Source organism: Polyangium sp. 6x1, assembly GCF_029946515.1.
Classification (GTDB): Bacteria; Myxococcota_A; Polyangia; order Polyangiales; family Polyangiaceae; genus Polyangium.
This window is the reverse complement of the sequence record NZ_JARZHH010000054.1, coordinates 61,197-81,018: the sequence shown is the minus strand read 5'-3', so window position 1 is coordinate 81,018 and position 19,822 is coordinate 61,197. Positions and strand designations below refer to the sequence as shown.

13 protein-coding genes and 1 pseudogene are annotated in these 19,822 nt (G+C 70.9%); 1 reads left to right on the top strand and 13 read right to left on the bottom strand.

Features of this window, described 5'->3' with window-relative positions; all coding sequences use genetic code 11:
- The 9 genes and pseudogenes from QHF85_RS36295 to QHF85_RS36255 all read right to left on the bottom strand — a co-directional run.
- Positions 1-216 (bottom strand): annotated as a pseudogene (locus QHF85_RS36295) (hypothetical protein); the annotation flags it as partial.
- 219 nt (positions 217-435) lie between these two features.
- Positions 436-1,185, bottom strand: a complete 750-nt coding sequence (locus QHF85_RS36290) for an RNA methyltransferase (RefSeq protein WP_281331987.1) — start codon at positions 1,183-1,185, stop codon at positions 436-438.
- A gap of 57 nt (positions 1,186-1,242) precedes the next feature.
- Positions 1,243-2,118: an STAS domain-containing protein gene (locus tag QHF85_RS36285; protein WP_281331986.1), complete on the bottom strand. Its 876-nt coding sequence runs from the start codon at positions 2,116-2,118 to the stop codon at positions 1,243-1,245.
- 400 nt (positions 2,119-2,518) lie between these two features.
- A complete protein-coding gene (locus tag QHF85_RS36280) occupies positions 2,519-3,811 on the bottom strand; it encodes a hypothetical protein (RefSeq protein WP_281331985.1) in 1,293 nt (430 codons plus the stop codon).
- Positions 3,812-3,839: 28 nt separating this feature from the next.
- Complete coding sequence (locus QHF85_RS36275; RefSeq protein ID WP_281331984.1) at positions 3,840-8,042, bottom strand: VIT domain-containing protein; 4,203 nt, start codon at positions 8,040-8,042, stop codon at positions 3,840-3,842.
- Between the two features lie 145 nt (positions 8,043-8,187).
- Positions 8,188-8,655 carry a hypothetical protein gene (locus tag QHF85_RS36270; protein ID WP_281331983.1) on the bottom strand — a complete coding sequence of 156 codons (468 nt, stop codon included), beginning with the start codon at positions 8,653-8,655 and terminating at the stop codon, positions 8,188-8,190.
- Positions 8,652-9,383: a hypothetical protein gene (locus tag QHF85_RS36265; protein ID WP_281331982.1), complete on the bottom strand. Its 732-nt coding sequence runs from the start codon at positions 9,381-9,383 to the stop codon at positions 8,652-8,654. The genes QHF85_RS36270 and QHF85_RS36265 overlap by 4 nt, the downstream gene beginning before the upstream one ends.
- Positions 9,384-9,515: 132 nt before the next feature.
- Positions 9,516-12,074: an alpha-amylase family glycosyl hydrolase gene (locus QHF85_RS36260; protein WP_281331981.1), complete on the bottom strand. Its 2,559-nt coding sequence runs from the start codon at positions 12,072-12,074 to the stop codon at positions 9,516-9,518.
- 124 nt (positions 12,075-12,198) lie between these two features.
- A complete protein-coding gene (locus QHF85_RS36255) occupies positions 12,199-13,686 on the bottom strand; it encodes a DUF2330 domain-containing protein (protein ID WP_281331980.1) in 1,488 nt (495 codons plus the stop codon).
- Positions 13,687-13,770: 84 nt separating this feature from the next.
- Here QHF85_RS36255 and QHF85_RS36250 point away from each other — a divergent pair, with 84 nt between their 5' ends.
- Entirely contained in the window at positions 13,771-16,017 is a 2,247-nt protein-coding gene (locus QHF85_RS36250; RefSeq protein WP_281331979.1) for a hypothetical protein, read from the top strand.
- A 58-nt stretch (positions 16,018-16,075) separates the two neighbouring features.
- Here QHF85_RS36250 and QHF85_RS36245 read toward each other — a convergent pair whose 3' ends face one another.
- The 4 genes from QHF85_RS36245 to QHF85_RS36230 form a co-directional block, all read right to left on the bottom strand.
- Positions 16,076-16,303, bottom strand: coding sequence for a type II toxin-antitoxin system MqsA family antitoxin (locus QHF85_RS36245; protein ID WP_281331978.1), 228 nt, complete (start codon positions 16,301-16,303; stop codon positions 16,076-16,078).
- A complete protein-coding gene (locus QHF85_RS36240) occupies positions 16,300-16,599 on the bottom strand; it encodes a DUF4258 domain-containing protein (protein WP_281331977.1) in 300 nt (99 codons plus the stop codon). The genes QHF85_RS36245 and QHF85_RS36240 overlap by 4 nt, the downstream gene beginning before the upstream one ends.
- Before the next feature lie 15 nt (positions 16,600-16,614).
- Entirely contained in the window at positions 16,615-17,868 is a 1,254-nt protein-coding gene (locus QHF85_RS36235; protein ID WP_281331976.1) for a 6-phosphofructo-2-kinase/fructose-2,6-bisphosphatase, read from the bottom strand.
- A gap of 90 nt (positions 17,869-17,958) precedes the next feature.
- A complete protein-coding gene (locus QHF85_RS36230) occupies positions 17,959-19,770 on the bottom strand; it encodes a radical SAM protein (protein WP_281331975.1) in 1,812 nt (603 codons plus the stop codon).
- Between the last annotated feature and the right edge of the window lie 52 nt (positions 19,771-19,822).

The window sequence follows — 19,822 nt, the reverse complement described above, 5'->3', positions numbered from 1 at the left end:
GCCCACACCGTCGGGCACGGCCGGCGCGCCTGCGGCGGGGCGCGGCGCGGGCGCGCCTGCGGCCGGGCGAGGCTGCGGGGGCGCGGCAGGCGCGGGCGCGGCCGCCTCCAGGGGGCTCGGGAACGGCACCGTGGCGACGGCGGAGGGCAAGGGCGCATCCGCGAACACGGGCGGCGGCGGCGCGGCGTTTGCCGCGGGGCCGGGGTGCACGGGCATCGGCACCGTTCCCGCGTGGGGCCTGGGAGGCGGCGCGGAAGGGCGCGCGATCGCGCCAGGCGCAGGAGGAGCCGCGCGAGGCGGCGCAGGCGGTTTCGGCGGCGCAGGCGGAGCAGGCACGAGGACTCCCGGACGATCGAAAACAGCCGACAATCGTCGTTCCGCACAGGCTATCGACTTTCGCCGAAAGGGGCAAGCGAGGCGGAAAATTCCCGCGCGCTAGCCCGCGGCTTCTTCGAACCCGAGCGCGTCCTCCCCGAGGGAAATCCCGTTCGCGAGGAGGATCTCGGCGGCGTGATCGATCGTGAGGATCATCGCGCGGGCCTGGAGCGCGCGTTGCTCGTCCGCCGAGAGATCGCCGGGCCGGCCCGACGTCGCGTGCTGGAGAAGGATCGCGGCCGTGACGCTCACGTTGAGGCTCTCGACGAAGCCGCGCATGGGGACGCGGACGCTGCGCTTGCAAGCGGCGACGAGCTCCTCGTGGATGCCGTCGCGCTCGTTGCCGAGGACGAGGCAGACCTTCGGGATCGATCGAAGATCCTCGGGCGCGAGCTCGCCCTTCGGGTGCGTCGCGACGAGCTCGTGGCCGGACGCGGCGAGGACGTCGAGCGCGGCGTGGCTCGTTGGGTAGGTGCGGACGTGGACCCACTGCTCGGAGCCGCGGGCGACCTCGCGGGCCGCGAGGAACGAGATGCCGCCGCGCTCGACGACGTGGAGGCGCTGGACCCCGAACGCGTCACACGACCGGAGGACGGCGGCGCCGTTGTGCGGATCGTACGGCGCATCCATGAGGACGGTGACGGAGCCGAGGCGCGAGGAAAACACCGCGTCGAAGCGGGCCTGTCGTTCGGGCGTGAGGAAGGGGCCGAGCACGCGGACGATCGCGGCGTGGTCGAGACTGGCGAGCCGGGCGAGGAGCCGCTTCTGCGCGAGCTCGACCTGGATGGCGTGAGGGGTCCTGCGGCGCATCGCGGGGCCGGGATAGCACGCGAGGGTTCGGGGGCACAGCGCGGCGTGCCCGGACGATCAGCTCGGCGCGGCCATCGCGAACGCGATCCCGCTCTGCACCGTGCTGCGCGTGACGATGCCGCCGAGATCGGCCTGGATCTCGACCAGCGTCTGCGCGACGTCGCGACGGACGCCGGTGAGCACGACCTTCGCGCCGAGAAGCTGCACCGCGCGGGCGGCCCGGACGAGCGCGTCGGCCACCTGCGAATCGACGACCGAGATGCCCGTGATGTCGAGGATGACCGTACGCGCGCGCCGGTCGGTGACGCCGCGGAGCAGCGTCTCCATGGCCTGCTGCACGCGCTGCGTGTCGAGCACGCCGATGAGCGGCATCACCACGATCTCGTCGGTGACGGGGATGAGCGGCGTCGACAGCGCGGAGAGCGCCGCCTCCTGCGCGTCGATCACCGCCTGCCGGGCCAACCCCTCGGCGAGCGCTTGCTCGGCCCGCTTGCGATCGGTGATGTCGCGCGCGACGACGATCACCACGTCGTCCGACATCGGGGTGATGTTGGCGGTGAAGAAGATCTCCCGATCGCCGACCGGCAAGCTGTACTCCAGCGTGACGAGGGCCTTCTGCTCGAGCGACGCGCGGACGTGGGACAGGAGGAAATCCGCCATCACCTGCGGCATGACCTCGTGCATCGTCTTGCCGAGGAGATCGTCGCTCGGCTTGTAGAGGAGATCCGTCCCGGTGGGCGCGATCTTCAGGTACCGCCCCTCCCCGCTCATGGCGAACACCACGTCTGTCATGGCCGTGAACATCGCCCGGAGCTCCGTCTCGGCGGCGCGCGCCGCGGCGAGCTCGCTCTCGGTCGCCGCGAGCCGCGCGCGGAGCTCTTCCACCTCGGCGCGAAGCGCGTCGATTTCACCCTGGTCGAACTTGTCCCGCATGGCTGCGTACCTGTCGCAGGTGACGCGCGATGTCTAGACCCGGGTCGATGATCCGAGTCTGCTGAGACACGGCCCAGGCGTTTCGGTAACGGTCCCGACCCTCCCGCACGCCTCGTCGACCTGTCTCCGAGACGGTACCGACCCTCCCGCAAGCCTCGTCGACCTGTCTCCGAGACGGTCCCGACCCTCCCGCAAGCCTCGTCGACCTGTCTCCGAGACGGTACCTACCCTCCCGCAAGCCTCGTCGACCTGTCTCCGAGACGGTACCTACCCTCCCGCAAGCCTCGTCGACCTGTCTCCGAGACGGTACCTACCCTCCCGCAAGCCTCGTCGACCCGTCTCCGAGACCGTCTCGACCCTCCCGCAAGCCTCGTCGACCCGTCTCCAAGACGGTCCCAACTCACCCGATCGACCGCAGCGCCGCGACGACCCCTCCCAGCGACGCCCGGTCATCCTGGTCGAGCGCGCTCGTCCCTCGGGACAGCGCCTCCACGAGCACGCGCAGGTCCCCGTCGCGCACCGGCGGCTCGATCGACGACACCCGCTCGGCCCGCGCCACGTCGTCCAGGAGCAGGCCGAACTCCCGCTCGTCGAGGCCAAACGCCCGCGCCTGCTTCGACACCGCGCCGGCCGCGCTCGCCACCTCGGCCAAACCCTTGCGCGCTTGCAGCCCGAGCCGCGACAGCTCCGCGCGCTCCCGCAGCGACCGATACGCCGCCTCGATCACGTCGAGGTCCGTCCGCGCGTGGGCCAGCGGATCCTTCGGGCGCCCGGCGTCGTCGTCGTCGTCGTCCTCGTCCGCGTCCGCCGCGGCCGGCGGGACCGTGGGCCTTCGCGTCGCGACGTCTTCCAGCTCGGCGCGCGCCTCCGCGATCGCCGCGAGGTAGCCGTCGATCGCCGCCGTCGCCGCGACGAGCCGCGCCTCCGGTTCGCCCGGCGCCGCCGGATCGAGCCCCGCCACCTCCGCGGGCCGCCTGCGCACGAGCTTCTTGATCGGCATCGCGCACGCGAGCCGGAACGCCGCGGCCTCCGCTGCCGCGAGCACCCGCTCGCCGAGCTCGATCCGCAACGTCAGCTCGTCCCGCAGGCGCGCGACCTCCGGCGCGAGCCGCGCCTCTCCGCTGCCGTTCACCGCCTGCAGCTTCTGCCCGAGCGCCGCGCGTGTATCCACGAGCGTCCCGAGCGCCTCGCGCAGCCTCGTCAACGCCGCGTCCGCGGACCCGAGCTCGGCGCGCAGATCCTCGCCCGCGAGCCGCTTCTTCGCCGCCGCGGTGAGCGCCGCCGTCTGCGCGACCCGCGCCGCGGTGAGCGCCTTGCCCTGCGCGACGCGCGCGCCTTCGAACTTCGCGGCCGTCCGCATCGCGAGCATCGACAGCGCGAGCGTCCCGCCCCGCGCGAGCGCGCCGAGCGCCACGGCGAACGTGAGCGTGCCGAACGTGCCTCCGACGGTCGACGTCGCGATCACGAGGCCGAACGTGAGCACGCCGAGGACCGCGGCGATCGCGCGCAGCACCCGCGCGCGTCCCGCCACGACCTCGGGCAGCACCCCGCGCGGCGCGGCGAGCCCTTCGAGCCCTTGCGCGGCCGCCGCGAGCACGTACGCGCTCGCGGCGAGCACGAGGAGCAACGAGACGAACGCCAGCGCGCCCGCGAGCGTCGCGACGAGCTGCCCGAGAAAGGTGATCTCGATCATGCGCCTCTCCTCGCTGGGCGTGAGGGACTCACAGGCTGGGATTGAAGGACGAGAGCGTGACCTCCGTGTCCTTCGCCCCGAGCTTCGCCTTCCGGATCGTCACACGAAACGCCTTCCCGTCCCACGCGATCGCGTGCAGCGTGACGGGCACGTCGCGCCCCGGGCTCGCGTTGCGGACGCGCGCCAAGAACGCGAGGCGCCCCTCGTCGCCGAGCGGCAGCTCCACCGCCGAGATCCCGATCGACGCCGCGTCCGAGACCTCGGTGAGCGTCGCCTCCACCGCGCCGTCCTTGCCGACGAGGCCGAGCGTCGTGTCGAGGTCCTCCCACGTGAGGATCGCGAGCGCGCTCGGCCCGCTGAACAGCGACAGCTCCTTCAGCTTGCGCGACAGCCCCTCGGCGAGGCCCGGCTCCACGGGTTTGCCCTCGCCTTCGAGCAGCCGCGCGAGGTGCGCCGCGGCCCAGAGCCGCGCCCAGAGCCGCGGATCCCGCGGACCCGGCGTCCCCTCGGCCGACGCGACCTGCCGCTCCAAACGAAGCGCCTCGTCCACGCGCCCGCTGCCCGCCGCGGCCAGCGCCAGACGCAGGAAACTCGGCGCGTCCGCGCCCGGCACATCCGTCAGCGTCTTGTATTGCCGGTAGGCCGCGCCGTACCAGCCGTGCCGCAGGAACACATCACCGAGCAGCCGCCGCGACTCCGAGCTCTGCGAATCGAACTCCACGATCTCCGAGTACGTGCGGAGCGCCTCGTCCTGAAAGCCCTGCGCCGCGAGCACGTCGCCGAGCGCGAGCGCGAGGTCGGGGCTCATGAACCCGCGATCGCGGAGCCTTCGGCCTTGCGCGAGCGCGTCGTCCTTCTTGCCCGCCTCCGCGAGCAGCCGCACGACGCGCAGATCGCCTTGCGGATCCCCCGGCGCGACCAGCATTCGCTCGCGCAGCTTCGCGAGCTTCGCGTCCACGCCGTCGATCGCGGCGAGCTCCGCGTCGACCTGCTCCCAGGCGATCTTCTCGCCGAACAGCGTGCGCCGCACGGACGCGGCGATCCGCGGATCGACCGAGCGACGCAGGATCGCCTGCGCCACGTAGCCGCGCGTATCCGGCGCCGACGCGAAGTGCGCGAGCAGCGTGGTCACGGCGTCCTCGGTGCGGGCCTTGCGCTGGAGGAGGTCGAGCAGCGCTTGCTCGGCGCGCCAGTCCGGGATCTCGCACGCGCCGCGCGCGGCCTGGTACCGCGACACCAGCGTCTTGCCGTCGAGCTCGCCGCGCAGGCGCTTGGACCACATCACGATGCGATCCGCGAGTGGCCTCCGCGCGACGTCGCTGCACGGCGTCGCGGTCGGCGGAGAGCGCCTCGCCGGCTCCTCCGCCTGCTTCTTCGTCGCATCGACCGTCGATGTCGACGTCGCCGTCGGTGCCGCCGGCGCCTCGGGCGCGCGAGCCTTCTCCTTGAGCACCGGCCCATCCTCGCTCGACGGCGACTGCGGCCGGTTGGCCGACTTCTCCTGCTGCCCGTCGAAGTCTTCCCGGTCCACGTTCCCGCGGAACGCCCCGGCCCCGCCCGGCGCGGGCTTCGCGGGCGGCACCCCGTTCGCTGCGATCGCGGGCTCGGGCTCCGTGGGCGTCGCCGTCGCCGCCGTCGTCGACGAGAGCTGATTCTGCTGGTCCGCGGGCTTCTGCTCCTCGTCGTCCACCGCCAGAGGCGCGGGCGCTTGTTGCAGCGGCGAGGGCGCGACCGCCACGGCTTCGGCCGGCGCCGCCTCGTCCTTGCTGCGCAGGCTGCACCCCATCGCCGTCGCCGCCGCCGGGTTCAGCGCTGCATCCATCAGCGCCCGCTCCGTGCGCGCATCGAGCGCCGTCAGCCGCACGCCCCGCAGCGGCGAGGACCTCCGCCGGATCCCTTGCCGCGCATACGCCGCCTCGCTCTCCAGCGCGAGGATGCTCGTGAACGGCGTCATCAGCCCGTATTCGAGCCCGATCTCCACGATCTTGCCGCGCTGCTCCTCCGGCTCCGTCGCCTCGCCGAGCAGGCGCCGCACCTTCTCCGCGGCCCAGAGCCGCGGCACGAGCGACGTGCTCGTCCCCGGCGCGAGCGTGATCGGGTAGCTCTTCGAAAATTCCTTCCCGCCCACGCGGCCTTTCACCGTCGCCTCGGCCGGCAGCGCGTGGTGCGTCCGCGCGAACAGGAGCACCTCCTCGCCGCGCGACACTTTCCCGCTCGCCGTCAGCATCGCCTCGTCGAGCCCCGCGCCGAGATCGATCGAGAGCTCCGTGATCGTCGGCGTCTTGATCGCGCTCGCGAGCCGCAAAACCTCGCTCGTCGCCGTCTCCATCCGATCGATGCGGAAGCTCTGCCCGCCGCCTTGCCGCGCGAGCTCGCGCAGGAGCCCCACGTTGCTTTGTGTCCCAACGGCCACCGTGAAGAGCCGCGCCCGCGAGGTCGACAGGCTCCGCCGGAGCCGCTCCGACAATCGATCGCCGCTCACCTCGCCCGACGTGGGCAAACCGTCGCCGATGTAGACCACCGCGGGTTGCTCCGTCCCGTGCAGCCGCCCGAGCGCCGCGTCGAAGAGCGCGCCGAGATCCGTCGCGCCGCCCGACGAATGCTCCGCGAGCCGCGCCAGCGCCGCCGCGATCTCCTTGTCCGTCGCCTCCGCGAGCCCGTCCTTCGGCCAGAGCACCGTCGGCGCCGAGTCGATCGCGATGAGCACGAACCGATCCTTCTGCGACAGCGCCCGCAGGATCGCCTCCGCCGCGGCCGCCTTCTGCTGCCGCACCGCCTCGTCCCCCGACGCCGACGTATCGACCACGACCGCCACGTCGCCCGGCGGCTCGGGCACCGCCGCCCAGTCGATGTCCGGCACGTACCGCGCCATCACGTAATCGGCCCGATCCGCGCCCGCGGCGAACCGCGCGACCGAAAGCGCGGCGCGGTTGGACGGCTCGATCGGCGTCGCTTCGAGCTGGAAGTCCGCGCGCGGCAGATACCCGCTCCGGCGCATCGTCACGCGCCGCCCGCCGTTCTCGACGACCGCGTCCGCGAGGCTCGCGATCCGCATCTTCGAGCCTGCCGCCCCGAGATCCACCTCCAGCGAGAACTCCCCGATCCGCGCCGGATCCTCGCCGCGCATCGGGTAGAGGTACTCGAGCTTCCCGCCCTGCGAAGGCAGCACTTCGAGGTATCGCAAGACCACGCGGCGCGAGCCCGACGCCGGGATCGGGTAGATCCGCGAGCGATACGTCCGCCCGTCGACCCACTCGAGCAGCGCTGGCGAATGCCCCGTCGCCACGGCCGTCGTGTACCGCGCCGCGGCCTCCTTGCGCTCGGTCACCTCGCCCTCGACGAGCACGCCGTTCGTCTCGACCGCGAACGACGTCACGATCGCCCGCTCCGGCACGCTGAACCAGTACCAGCCTTCGAGCACGCCGCCGCCCGGGTTGCCGAACGTCTGATCGACCTCCGTCTCGGCGAGCCCCTCGCGGATCACGGCCCGCACCGACTGGCGGCTCACCTCGAGCACCTTCGCCTTCTCGCCAGGCAGACCGGGACTCACGCCGTAGATCCGCCCCGCGCCGCTGCCTGCGCCTGCCAGCGGCCTTCCATCACCCATGCCGCCGGTCCAGTCGTCCCAGAACAGCACCGGGCTCACCTTGGGTTTGTCGTTCCCGGACGCCTGCGCCTGCTCCCCGGCGCTCACCTCCACGCGCCCGCCCGGCGACGTCAGCACCGCGAGCCCGCGCGTCACCACGACCACGACCTCGGCGCCCGCGCGCCGGATCGACAGCCCCGCGTCCGCCGCGGCGATCGTCGCGTCCCCGGCCTTGTGCTTGAGCCCGCCGCGCTCCGAGGGCGGCGCGTCGAGCCAAACCTCACCCGCCACGATCTCGGCGCCGTCCGGGAGGAGCCGCACCGTCGAATCACCGCGCAGAAACACGGACGATCCGTCCGAGAGCCGCACGAGCGCGCGCGCCCCGGTCCCCGTCGCGAGCTCCGCGCCTGCGGGCAGCGGCGCGCCCGAGATCACCGTGCTGCCTTTGCCGCCCTCCACGAGCCGCACCTCGCCGGCCGCGAGCTCGAGCCGCGCGTCGACGACGCCTGCGCGCACCGGCGGCACGCGCTGCGACGTGATGAACACGACGAGGCTCGCGACGAGCACGAGCAGGCCGATCGCCGCGCGCAGCGGCAGGGAATGAGTCTTCGCGAACGCCCTGATTCGATCCAGCGAGCGGGTCATGGTCCTCCGGAGCCGACGAAGGCCGAACGGCCCTGGGGGCTCGGAGCTGACACCCCGCTCGATGGTCCCCCCGGCCGCGCGGTCCATGTTCGACCGTTCACGCGCCGACGGAAAGAGCGTTCGAGCGTCGGCGGACGTGTCGGGGCTAAGACCCGTTCCCTGCTTTTTTCTCAACCCTCGGGACGGCCGAGAGGCGCCCTGTCGGCGGCTTGTCGTAGTCCCCGAAGGAAGGCACCCGCGGCGGCGTCATGCCCGAGCTCGGGAACCCGTCGGGGGACGACGAAGGGGCGGGCGGAGCCGTGGCGCGCCCGATCCGGGCGAACACCCGCTCCGGCGTCTCGACCTCGGACGACTCCATGCCCATCGTCTCGCGCACGAGGATCTGCATCTGGTAACAAATGGTCGCCGCGTCCCGCACGCCGCGCTTCAAGAGCGAGATCGGCAGCGTCCTTTCGAGGACCACGACCATCGAACGAGGCGTCACGTTCTTCGGCAGAAATCCCGCCTCCCGGAGCGCGAGCCGGAGCGTCCCCCGCGCCTCCAGCCGGCTCAGCTTCGACAGCCGCTCGAGCTCCTCGGCGACCCGCTCGAACACACGCGATCCCTCGCTCATGACGCGGCCTCCGCGCCGAGGCGGCGCTCGACGTATCGCACGTAGGCGACCGGCGGGAAAAAGCTCAATCCAAACGCGAGCATGGCCGGCACGCCGAAGGCCGCGCCGGCCACCAGAAAGACATCGGCGACGCTCGATTGCTGCACGTGGAGCGCGCCGCCCGCGGTCAAGCCGTCGAGCATGAGCGCGGCGCAGAGATACCCGAAGCCCCAGAGGCCGAACCGATCGGCCACGATCGGCTCGGCGAGCCCGAAACGCACGCGCTTTCGCATGAGCGTCGCATACCGGAGCGCCTCCACCGCGGCCCAGCCATAACAAAGCGTCCGCAGCACCGCGCGCGGCCAGAGGGCCGACGGCAATCCATTGGACCAGGGCACCACGTGGTTCACGACGGGCATCGCGAGCACCAGGGCCCCGAGCAGCAGCGCGAAGCCCCGGGCCCACGCCTCCTCGCGGCGGAAGACGCGCCACACGAAGGCCGCGACCGTCAGGAATCCGGTATCGACGACGAGCCCGCCGATCTCCACGGCGAGCGGCGCGGGTGCGCCACCTCGGGCCACCGCGCTCGTCACCTGAATCGAATATCCCACGAGCGGAAGCACCATCGACAGACCGAGCAAAAGCTCCGGAGCCTTGCGCGTGCGTGCCGCGAGCCCGAGCAGCCGCGCCGCGACCGCCGCCGCGACGAGCCCGAACACCACCAGGACAGCGAGGGTGAACGGTTTCAAACGAACGAAGAGACGGTACCACGATGCGCGGCTCGGCGTCGAGCCCCGCGATCCCCGGCAGGAAAGGGCATGGGCCGCGCCTCCCGCATTCGCCCGAAAAGCGCGGCCCATGTTTCTCTCACCGGTACATTTCTAGTTCTCCTGCACGAGGAGCACCCCGTACGCGGGCAGGTTGAACGACGTGCCCGTCCAGCCGGTGATGAGCTCTTCCGCCGCGCCGCCCCACGTGATCGTCTGCGGCGTCGACTTGCGGCTCAGGACGACCGAGATCGTCGCCGCGTCGTTCTTGAGCTTGTATTGGTAGACGTCGTCGGTGTCCTTCACGAGCGTGATCGACGCGGCGAGGTCCGTGAACACCGGGATCGTCCTCCGGAACGCGATGAGGAGCCGGTAGTGGTTCAAGAGGCTCGTCGGGTCGTCATCCTGCGCGGCCCACGAGGCCGGCTCGATCTCCGACATGAACTTCACGAACGGATAGTCCGGGTTCGGCGCGAGCGTCATGCCCACGCCGGCGAACGGCAGCACGTCCTTGTTCGCCAGGTTCGTGCCCGCCGCACCGATGGTCCAGCTCGTCACCTTGTCGCCCATGAACACGTTCTTCACGAACCAGCTCATCGGCTCGCGGATGAACTCGTCGCGGTCCCAGGCCTCGTTGCCGATGAACTTGTCGCGCTTGCCCCGCTTGCCGAACTCCTCGCCGTAATAGATGACCGGCATGCCGGGCACCGTGAGCACGATCGTCGCGGCCTGCTTCAGCTTCGCGTCGAGCGCCGCGCCCGCGCCCTCGAACTGCGTCGCCGGCCGCTCGAGGTCGTGGTTCGACAGGAACCGCTCGAGGTAATGGTGCGGGCTGCCGCCATTGGCGCCGGCCGCGAGGTCGGCCTGGAGCTTGTTCAGGTACCCCACGAAATCGGCCCCGGCGCCCGTCTGCCCGTTCACGAAATTGCCGACGATGCTGCGGAACGGGAAGTCGAACTGCGAATCCATGTCGCTGCCGTACGGGAGCATGTTCCCGGACTGCGCCGGATCGTCCCAGCGGTTCTCGCCCGTCAGGAGAACCGCGGCCGAGCCCGCGGGCCGCACGACGTCCTTCTTGACGAAATGGTTGAACTCCTTCCACCACACGTGCGTGCCGTGCTTGTCGAGCGAGATGCCCGCGTTGTCGTCGAACTGATCGATGTGCTTCGACGCGTCGAGCCGGAACCCGTCCGCCCCGAGATCGATCCAGTGCTGCGCGATCTTCTTCATCTCGGCGCGCACCGCGGGATTGCGGTAGTTGAGCTCCGGCATCGGGCCGCCGAAGATCTGGTGGTAGCACTGGTAATTCTTGCACGCCCACATCACGGCCGATCCGTCCCACGGATGCCCGTCCGCCAGCATGTTCGAATACTGATCGGACCAGACGAACCAGTCGTGATACTTGTCGTAATCGGCGTGCTTCGGATCCGAGCCCGCGATGAACCAGGGGTTCACGTCGGCCACGTGGTTCTGCACGAGATCGAGGACGATCTTGATCCCCGCGGCGTGCGCCGCCTCCGTGAGATCGGTGAAATCCTTCATCGTGCCGAGCGACGGATCGATGTCGTAAAAATCCGTCGTATCGTAGCCGTGGTAGCTCTTCGCCTTGAACACCGGCGTCATCCAGATCGTGTCGGCGAGGCTCTTGATGTACGGGAGCGCGTTGCGTAGACCGACGAGATCCCCGATGCCGTCCGTCTGCGTCGTGTCGATGCCGCTCTCGGTCTTGGAATCGGCGACCGACTTCTTCGCGCCGCCGTCCGCGAACGTGCGGACGATGAGCTGGTACATGAGCCCCTTGCTGCCCCACGACGCCCAGTCGGCCGCGTCCGTGATCGGCGCATACGAGATCGGCGTCAGATCGAGCACGTCCGACGTGTCGGAGAGCGCCTGCCCATTCACGTCGAGCGTCGTCGAGATCTTGTAATACACGGCCTGGCCGGGCGTGAGGCCCGTGAGCACGAGGCCATTCTTGTTGATGTCGTCCGCGGCCGCCCACGTCACCTTCTTGTCGAGCGTATCCGCGGCCGCGCCGTACTCGACCGTCCCCGTCGAGCCCTTCGCCACGCGGAACATCATGCGCACGCTGCCATTGCCGAGGTCGATGAAATCCTTCGGCCGCGAGATCTCGTACGCCGGCCCCGCCGCCGTCGGCGGCTTCGTCGCGACGGCCTGGCCCTGCGTGATCCAGCACTCGGCGACGTTCGGGTCCTGGGCGTTCTTCGTCAGATCGACGAAACGAACCCCCGTCTCCACGTCCTTCTTGCAGTCGCCGTTCGTGCATTGCACCGGGATCAGCCCGAGCCACGCGTCGTCCGCCTCGCCCGTCACCGTCACCCGCACATCCGTATACACACCGAACTCGTCCGTCCCGTCGAACACCTGCGGCGATCCCCACTCCGGCGACGTCGAGCCCGCGCCCCAGAAATGCACGCCCCACGACTTCGGATCGCCGCCGTCCTGCAGCCGATAGTGGATCCGCACGAAGCTCTCTTGCGTGCTCCCGCCCGCGCCGCCTTGGCCGCCTTGGCCGCCCGCGCCGCCGCCGCCCGTATTCGTGATGAGCCCCGTTCCGCCCGCGCCGTTGTTGAGATCCTCGCCGTCGCAGCCCGCAGCCAAAGCGAGGACGCAAGCGAGCGAACCGAGAATCGAATAACCAAGATATCGTCTCATCGTGATCTCCCGTTCCTGTCGAAGCCGTCCCGGACCCGCGAATACACCTTCGCGCCGCATTCACGCCGGATCGCTCATGATGCGATCCACGCCCTGGATGTCAAGCGCGGACCAGACGCCGATGTTATGGCGAATTCCTGCGCGAACCGTGCCCTCTTCGGAGCACCGCCAATACCACGCCGAGCGTGCCGAAGAGCCCCGCGCCCGCGCCGAGACCGAAGCCGAGCAAGAATCGCTTCCCCGCCGCGGCCCCATCCGCACGCGGCTTCGATTCGATCCCGGCAGCGGGCACGGAATCGCGCACCATCGCTGAAAGATGGACCTTCCCCTGCTCCACCTCGGAGAACGGCGCGGCGGGCCACACGCTCGCCCGGTCCGCGCTCGGCGGCCCGCCCCAGATGTCGAAATCGGGGCTCGGGCACGTCACCGGCCCCTGCCAGCGATGGCGAAGCACGTAACGCCCCTGAAACGTGCTCACCTCCGCGGGCACCGACGCCTGCCCCTCGCCGCCGCGCCCGCCCTGGATCGGCGGCGCGACCCGCAAAACGAGGTCCTCCCCGAGCGCCTCCTTGCGAAAACGCGCATGAAGCCGTGTATGCACGAGCATCCCCGACGGCGCGCCCAGCAATCGCCTTTCCTCGGGCGAGAGCAAAGGCCCCGGGCACGGATCACACGACCCCGTGTCCCACGCGTATTCGGTCACGACCGCCCTCGGATTCTTGTCGAGCGTCGCGTCGAAGAGGGCCGCGTAGAGCTCGCCGAATTGCGCGCGGGCCTGCTCCTCGAGCTCCACGTTCGTGGGAATCGTGACGTTCGGGTAATTGCCGGCCTCGTACCTGTCCTCGGCGAGCACGTGCACGACGAGGTCGTGCACACCCGTCGCGTTGAGGACCCCGAGGCGCAAAGGCAGCCGGACCGACTCCGTGTCGAATTCGAATTGAATCGGCGGGATCAGGGCGCGACCCTCGCGCGTCTTTCGCATCGGTTCGGCGAGGCTCACCGCGATGAACCGCCACCCCGCCTCGGCATACGAGCGCAAGACGGGCTCGGCGCTCTCCTGGAGGAGGCCGTACTCCCGCTGCCGGAGCAAATCGACGAGCTTGGGCACATCGTCGGCCTCGAAGCGCAGGACGTCGTATTCACCGACCGCGGATGCTGCGTCGATCTTGACGGTGTGCGCGCCCTGGGGGCGGCGACGCGTCGCGCCCTCGTCCGGCCGCGCGCCGACGACGTCCCCCTCGTCCCGCGCCGCGATCGAGGTGATGTCCGCATAGGAGCAGGGATCCTGCTGCCATGATTCGACGAGCCGCGGCGCGCTGCTCACGTCGAGCCGGTCGAAGAGGTCGTACGAGAGCCTCTTCACCTCGCCCGCGGAGAACGTGCTCGGCACGGGCAGGACCAGCCAGGGCGCGACCGTCTGGCGATCCTCGGCCTCACGGTGATCGGGTTGCACCGTGACGACGGTGCGTGTCCCGGTGCGCGCGATGACCACGGTCGTCGCTCGACTCTCGGCCTTCCACCTCGCGCTCCCCGCGTAGACCCCGCAATACGCGTGGGCCGACGACGCCACCGCCGTCACGAAGGCCCACGCGAAAACGCCCGCGGCGCGCATGCCGTGCAGGGTATCGACGGCCGCGGCGCGTTGTCACGGTTTTTCCCTCGCGGCGTGGGGCCGGCTCCGGATACGCTGCGCGGCGTGGCTGAAAAGGACGCCTCGGGCAGCCCCGAAGTGCGAGCCCGCCGCGCGTCCCGACGCATGCGGCAAAACCTCGCCGTCGCGACGATCACGCTCGTCGTGCCCATCGCCGTGGCGCTCGTCCTGCTCGCCGAATCCGAGGCGGGGCTCGTGCGCGTCGCCTTCTTCAGCATGCACCTCGCCGAGCCGCGCGGCGCGCTCGCCGTCGGCTTCGGCCTCGGATTCGCGCTCGCCGCGACCGTCGCGCTCGCTCGCTTCGTCGCGCAGAAGCGCGCCTCCGCGTCGCTCGTCTGCCTCCCGCCCGCCTTCCTCGCGGCCGTCACGCTCGCCGCCTCGATCGCGTGGATGCCCGATCCCCTGGCGAAAGCCCCCGATCTCTCCTTCGGCGACCGCGCCCGCGCCGCGGCCTCCGCGCTGACGATCCACGCCTCCCTCTTCGATGCGGGCCTGCTCGTCGCGGCGATCTCGCTCGGCGTCGCCGCGCTCTCGCTCCGGCCCGGCCGCGCGACGGCCTCGATCAACAAGGACAAACGCCCCCTCGCCGCGCTCGTCGTCGCCGCGCTCTCGCTCCCGGCGGCGGCGCTCCTCGCGCGCCACCTCGGCAAAAACGACCTCGGCCGCGACGCGGTCGGGAGCTGGGTCGCGGCGCTGCCCGCGGGCATGGGCCTCGTCGCTGTCGTGCTCGGCGCCTCGCGGACGAACCGCGGCGACGGGTATGCCGCCACGCGCCTGCTCGCCGCCGCGTGCGCTGGCGTGGGCGGCGTCCTCCTCGCGGCGCTCGCGCCTGCGATGGGCGAGGTGATTGCCCTCTCGACGCCGGGCACCACTCTCGCGGCTCTCGGACGCGCCGCGCACGACCTTCGCCGCACCACCGTCGAGCTCGCGGCCGCGGGCGCGATCTTCGCGCTCCCGATCGTCCTCACGACGCTGGTCGCGATGCCGACGCGTGGCCTCACGGGTGCCCTCTCCCGCGCGCGCTCCGGCTTGTTCGTGACGTTTTTCCTCGCGCTCGCGCCGGCCCTCTTCGTCATCCCCACGAACACCGCGCTCCGCCACATCGAGTCGCTCGTCGCGGATCAGACACGCCTCTCCGCGCACCCCGGCGTCTCGATCGCGGACCCGTCCTTGCCCCCGGGCGCGCTCGTCGTGGACCTCGCGAGCCCCTTCCCGGCCGAGCTCCCGACCACGACGCCCACGCGGATCGTGCTTGGCTCGCAGCTCGCCCCGGAGCGCTGGGAGGACGGCGCGCCCGTGCGCTTCGACGGCCTCGACGACAGCACGTACGACCTTCGCCTCGACGGCCCCTACGTCAGCCCGCTCCTCCGCGTCACGCTGCCCGACCCGCGCTTCGGCGCCCGGCTCGTCGTGCCCGCCATCCCGGTCGCGCCGCCGCTCCTCGAGCCTGCCGAGCCTCTCGAAATCGACCCCGAAGCGCCCCCTGCGATTCCGCCCGGCCTCCTCGACGTCGACGCGACGTCAGCCGACATGTTCCTCGTGATGTGGCGCGTCGCCGACGTCGTCACGGTGATGCGCCGTGTGGCCCGCGAGTCCGGGCCGCCGGACGCCCAGCGCTATCCGTCGCTCACCGAGGCCGTGCAGGAAATGTGGAAGGCGCACGGCGCGCACCGCGACCCGCAGGACCGAAAGCGTGACCGCGCGATGATCCGTTTGTCGCCGGGCACGCAGTTCGAAAAGGCCCAGGCTGCCATCGCCGCGGTGCTCGCGTTCGAACGATCGGTGCAGATGCGAAACGGCGAGGCGCGGCTGGTCCCGGCGTTCCACGTCGCGGTGAGCGAGCCTCTGTCCTCGCGCCCGTGGACGCAGCGCCCGGCCCCCGTCCCCTCCGAGAATCCGGAGCCGGCGACGCCGGAGGTGACCATGGAGACCGAGTCCTTCGGCAAACTCCCGCGCGAGGACGTCGACGAGCGGCTCGCCATCTTCCGCGCCTCGGTCGAACAATGCTACCGGAACCATCGCGAGGCGCTCCCCCCGAGGCTCGAGCTGCTCGTCCGATTCGTCGTGGGCGCCGACGGGGTCGTCGGCCAGGTGAGCGTCGCCTCGATCGGTTCCGCGATCGATTTCTGGCTCGATCACAACGCGCCCTTCGCCCGATGCGTGGGGCGCGACGCCCTCGGTCTCCACTTCCCCGAGACCGACGACGGCGCCTATGCGACGGTTCGCGCGAAGTTTTCCCTGGGTCCTCCGCCGCCGCCGGAGCCCACGACGTTCTCCGCGGGCCCGCCCTGATCGGCCGGCCCAAGCCCGACTGCGGGAATGGTTTTCTGGGTAAAACCTGGTGATCGACTCAGGCCGCCTCGTACCGCCGGACCGCGACGTCCATTCCTGCTCCAAGCGCCTTGTCGACGAGGGACTCGAGCTGCTCCACGACCTGGGCCGTGAGATACTCCTCCCCGCAGGTCTGGCAAACATCGGCTGGCACGTCCCGAACCACGACCACCGTCCCAGCGCGCTCGACACTGACCGTCACGGTGCCAGGAGCCGTTTCTCCGTGCTTGCAGACGATGCATCTCATGGCTTCCTCCGCCGAAATGCCGGATCCCACTGCGTCGGATCCGGAAGATACACGGTGATGATGTAGGTGACCAGGGCGCCCGGCTCATCCGCCGCCACCACGTGGACTGCGCGCCCCTCCGGAAATGCGAGCAAGAGGCGACTCGGGAAGGGAGTGTCGTCGGGGTAATCCTCGATGACCTCGCCGTTCGCGATGACGTGCTCGACATCCGCCATACGTATGCCCCGCTGGAGCATTCGCTTGGCGGCATGAAGCCGAACGACGAGCGAGCGGTCTTTGTTGTCGGGATCTGCCATGGGGATCCTCCCCCTCTATCCCCCTGCCCCCTGATCCTCCACATTCGGCGGCAGCGCGAATCGTTTCTCCTCGCAACCATACGCCGTCGGCGTCAATTGAATCACCGTGTGCAGCGGCACGCTGATCGACGGACACTCGCCCGGCGGCCGGTCCATCAGGTAGGCGTAAATCGCCCGCAGCACCGCTTGATGCGCGATCACGAGCGTCGGCGAGCGCTGGCGTTCGAGCTGGATGATCACCGGGTCGAGCCTCTGGATCACGTCCTCGTACGACTCGCCGCGGGGATATCGGTACCGGAACTTGTCGGCGCTCCGCGCGGCCCACACGTCCGGCATCTCGATCCGCACCTGGTCGTACGTCATCCCGTCGCAGACGCCCGCGTCGATCTCGTCGAGCGCGCGCCAGGTCCGCGGCGACCGCGTGATCTTCGTCGCCGTCGAGATCGTCCGCCGCAGCGTGCTCGTCCACACGGCGACCTCCTGATCCCGCGGCGCGTTCTTCCGGACGAACTCCGCCAGGTGCTTCGCGTACTCCTCGCCCGCGGGCGAGAGCTCGGGATCACCGCCGATGCGGCCGTGCCGGTTGTAGTCGCTCTGCCCGTGCCGCGTCAGCCAGATCGGGCGCGGCGAGACGTGCAGATCGATGAGCAGCGGCGCGAGGCGCGCGGGCAGGTAGCCGTGGATCCGGTTCAGGATCACCTGGCGGCCGACGTCGATGATCTTGATGTAGCTCTGGTTCGGATCGTCGAGCGTCTCGTACATCGACTCGTAGTGGGCGATGCGCCGCAGGAAATCCTGCGCCGCCGCGTCCGGGTCCATGTCGACGTAGTCCGGCGACTTCAGCTTCGTGTCGCGAACGTTCGCCGCGATCACGCCCGGGTCGTTGCAGAACGACTCGATGAAGACGACGGGCAGGCCCTCCTTGCGGCACCGCTCCTCGACGAAGCGCCTTCGCTCCTTCGTGCTGTTCGTCGCGTCGAAGATGCCGACCTCGCCGCCCTCGCGCAGCCACGCCAGCATGTCGTCGAGCGCCGTCATGGCGAGCTCGTGCAGGACCTGCCGGCCTTCCTTGTTCGTCGGCGCGAAGAAGTCCGCTGGCTGGCTCGCGCCGATCTGCCGGCGACGGTAACTCCCCACGTTGAACACGCGGGTCGGATGACCGAGCCAGCTCAGGTAACGCGCCACGCGGCGCCCGATGTACGTTTTTCCCCGCGCGGGGAGGCCGACCATGGACAGGACGGTCGTGGCCTTGTCTCGCTCGCCCGGCACCCTTTTGCTCCGTACCCCCGACACGGCACGCTCCATACCGCCCTACGAGGGAAGGTGGAAGCACGAACCGTCGACGTACCGGGCGCTCGTTTACGCCCCTCGCACGACGGCGCGCGCCTCGCTGGTTCCATGTAGCTCGGCGTAGCTCCGTCGCAGCCCGAAGCAGCGCGCGGAAAGCTCACACCGCTCGCACGCTTCCGCGCGGACGAACTCGCCGCCGTCGTGCCCGCTGGGGATCTCGGCGAGGTCGAAGAACCCGCGCGGATCGACGGGCGCGAGGCAGAGCGGGATCCCGCACATCGACTCGAAGCCGAGCACAGGGATCCCGGCCGCGCGCGCGATCACGAGGCCCTCGCGCATCGCGGGCAAGAGCTCCGTGTACCGCGGGATCAAGCTCTCCGTGCGGGGCACGAGATCGGTGAACGCCCCCACGACCGAGACATTGATCTCCGCGGCCGGCCATCGCGCCGCGACGAGGCGCACGAAGTCCGGGAAATCCGCCTGGTTCGGCGCGCAGAAGACGAAGTTCAGGCGAACGCGGATCTTCGTCTGCGCGAGCGCGTCGAGGCCCCGCGCGGTCTTCTCGAACGTGCCAGGCGCGCGCGTGATCGCGTCCGAGATCTCGGCGCGTGATCCGTGCAGCGACACGAACGCCACGTCGAGCCCGGCCTCTTCGAGCTCGCGCGCGCGGCCCGGATCCGCGAGGCGCACGGCGTTCGTCTGCAGCTCCACGGCGATCGCGCCTTCCCGCTTCGCGAGCGCGACGTAGTCGCCGAGGCGGCCGTTCAAGGTCGGCTCGCCGCCCGAGACCTGCAAGACGCCGCCGGCGTGCGCGATCTCGAGGATCGCGTGGCGCACGGCCTCGTCGTCGGGCGCTGGCAGGTGCGTCGAGACGAAGCAAAAATCGCAGGCCTGGTTGCACTGGAACTGGATGCGCACGATGTGCGAAGGCACGAGCCGGCCGTCGGGCGCGCGGTAGACGTCGCGGGTCACGAGCTCGCGATCGATCTGCTCGCGCACCGACGAGATCACCGTGAGCTTGCGGCGGATCCGATCCTCGGTGAGGGGCCGGAAGGCCGACGCGGGCTCGCGCGCGTGGAGCGCCCGCGGCACGCCGGGACAACGATCCGCGACGACACACGCGCCGCACGCGGGCACGCGCTCGTGGCCCGGTCGCTGCGCGCCGCCGGGGTTCAGCGCGTAGAGGTGCGCGAGGCGCGCGGGCCGCTCGAACGAGCACGGAGGGATGGCCGCGCCGGGGTCGAGCGAGAGCGGGATGCCGGCCTCACGCGCGGCCTGATCGAGCCGCTCGAGCGCGCGCGCGGCGCCTTCGAGCGGCGCGAGCGTCGCGGGATCGGGCGCGTCCACGGGGATCGACGCGAGGATGCGCAGGGCCGGGAGGTTCGCGGCGCGCAAACGACCCGGGATCGCCGCGACGAGATCGAGGTTCGTCCGGACGATCGGCGTCGCGATCTCCAGCGGAATCCCCGCGGCGGCGAGGGCACGCGCGCCCGCGAGCGCGGCGGAAAAACCGCCCTCGTCGCGCGTGATCGCGTCCGCCTCGGGCCCGAAGGCCGGCACGTGCACGCGCGCGATCGAGAGGCCTGCGTCGACGAGCGCGCGCGCGACGCTCTCCGTCACGAGCGTCGCGTTCGTCTCCAGCACGACGCGCTCGGCGCCGCGCGCGCGGGCGTGACGGACGAGGGCCGCGAGATCCCTTCGCATCGTGGGCTCGCCGCCCGTCAGCACGACCTCGCGCGCGCCCTTCCCGAGCGCCGCGTCGATGCGGGCGAGCACGGCCGCGGGGCGCACGAAATCGGGCCGTTCGACGGGCCTTCGCGCCGAGCAGAAGCCGCAACCCTGGTTGCAGGTCTCGTTGGTGAGCACCCGCGCGACGCGCATCAAGGGCATGCTACCGCAAGCGCGAGCCTCTTGCGCACGGCGTTGCCCACGG

What these genes read in the sequence shown, in the direction of transcription:
- QHF85_RS36290 (WP_281331987.1), bottom strand. Translation starts at nt 1,185, where the DNA reads ATGCGCCGCAGGACCCCTCACGCCATCCAGGTCGAGCTCGCGCAGAAG.
- QHF85_RS36285 (WP_281331986.1), bottom strand. Translation starts at nt 2,118, where the DNA reads ATGCGGGACAAGTTCGACCAGGGTGAAATCGACGCGCTTCGCGCCGAG.
- QHF85_RS36280 (WP_281331985.1), bottom strand. Translation starts at nt 3,811, where the DNA reads ATGATCGAGATCACCTTTCTCGGGCAGCTCGTCGCGACGCTCGCGGGC.
- QHF85_RS36275 (WP_281331984.1), bottom strand. Translation starts at nt 8,042, where the DNA reads ATGACCCGCTCGCTGGATCGAATCAGGGCGTTCGCGAAGACTCATTCC.
- QHF85_RS36270 (WP_281331983.1), bottom strand. Translation starts at nt 8,655, where the DNA reads ATGAGCGAGGGATCGCGTGTGTTCGAGCGGGTCGCCGAGGAGCTCGAG.
- QHF85_RS36260 (WP_281331981.1), bottom strand. Translation starts at nt 12,074, where the DNA reads ATGAGACGATATCTTGGTTATTCGATTCTCGGTTCGCTCGCTTGCGTC.
- QHF85_RS36255 (WP_281331980.1), bottom strand. Translation starts at nt 13,686, where the DNA reads ATGCGCGCCGCGGGCGTTTTCGCGTGGGCCTTCGTGACGGCGGTGGCG.
- QHF85_RS36245 (WP_281331978.1), bottom strand. Translation starts at nt 16,303, where the DNA reads ATGAGATGCATCGTCTGCAAGCACGGAGAAACGGCTCCTGGCACCGTG.
- QHF85_RS36240 (WP_281331977.1), bottom strand. Translation starts at nt 16,599, where the DNA reads ATGGCAGATCCCGACAACAAAGACCGCTCGCTCGTCGTTCGGCTTCAT.
- QHF85_RS36230 (WP_281331975.1), bottom strand. Translation starts at nt 19,770, where the DNA reads ATGCGCGTCGCGCGGGTGCTCACCAACGAGACCTGCAACCAGGGTTGC.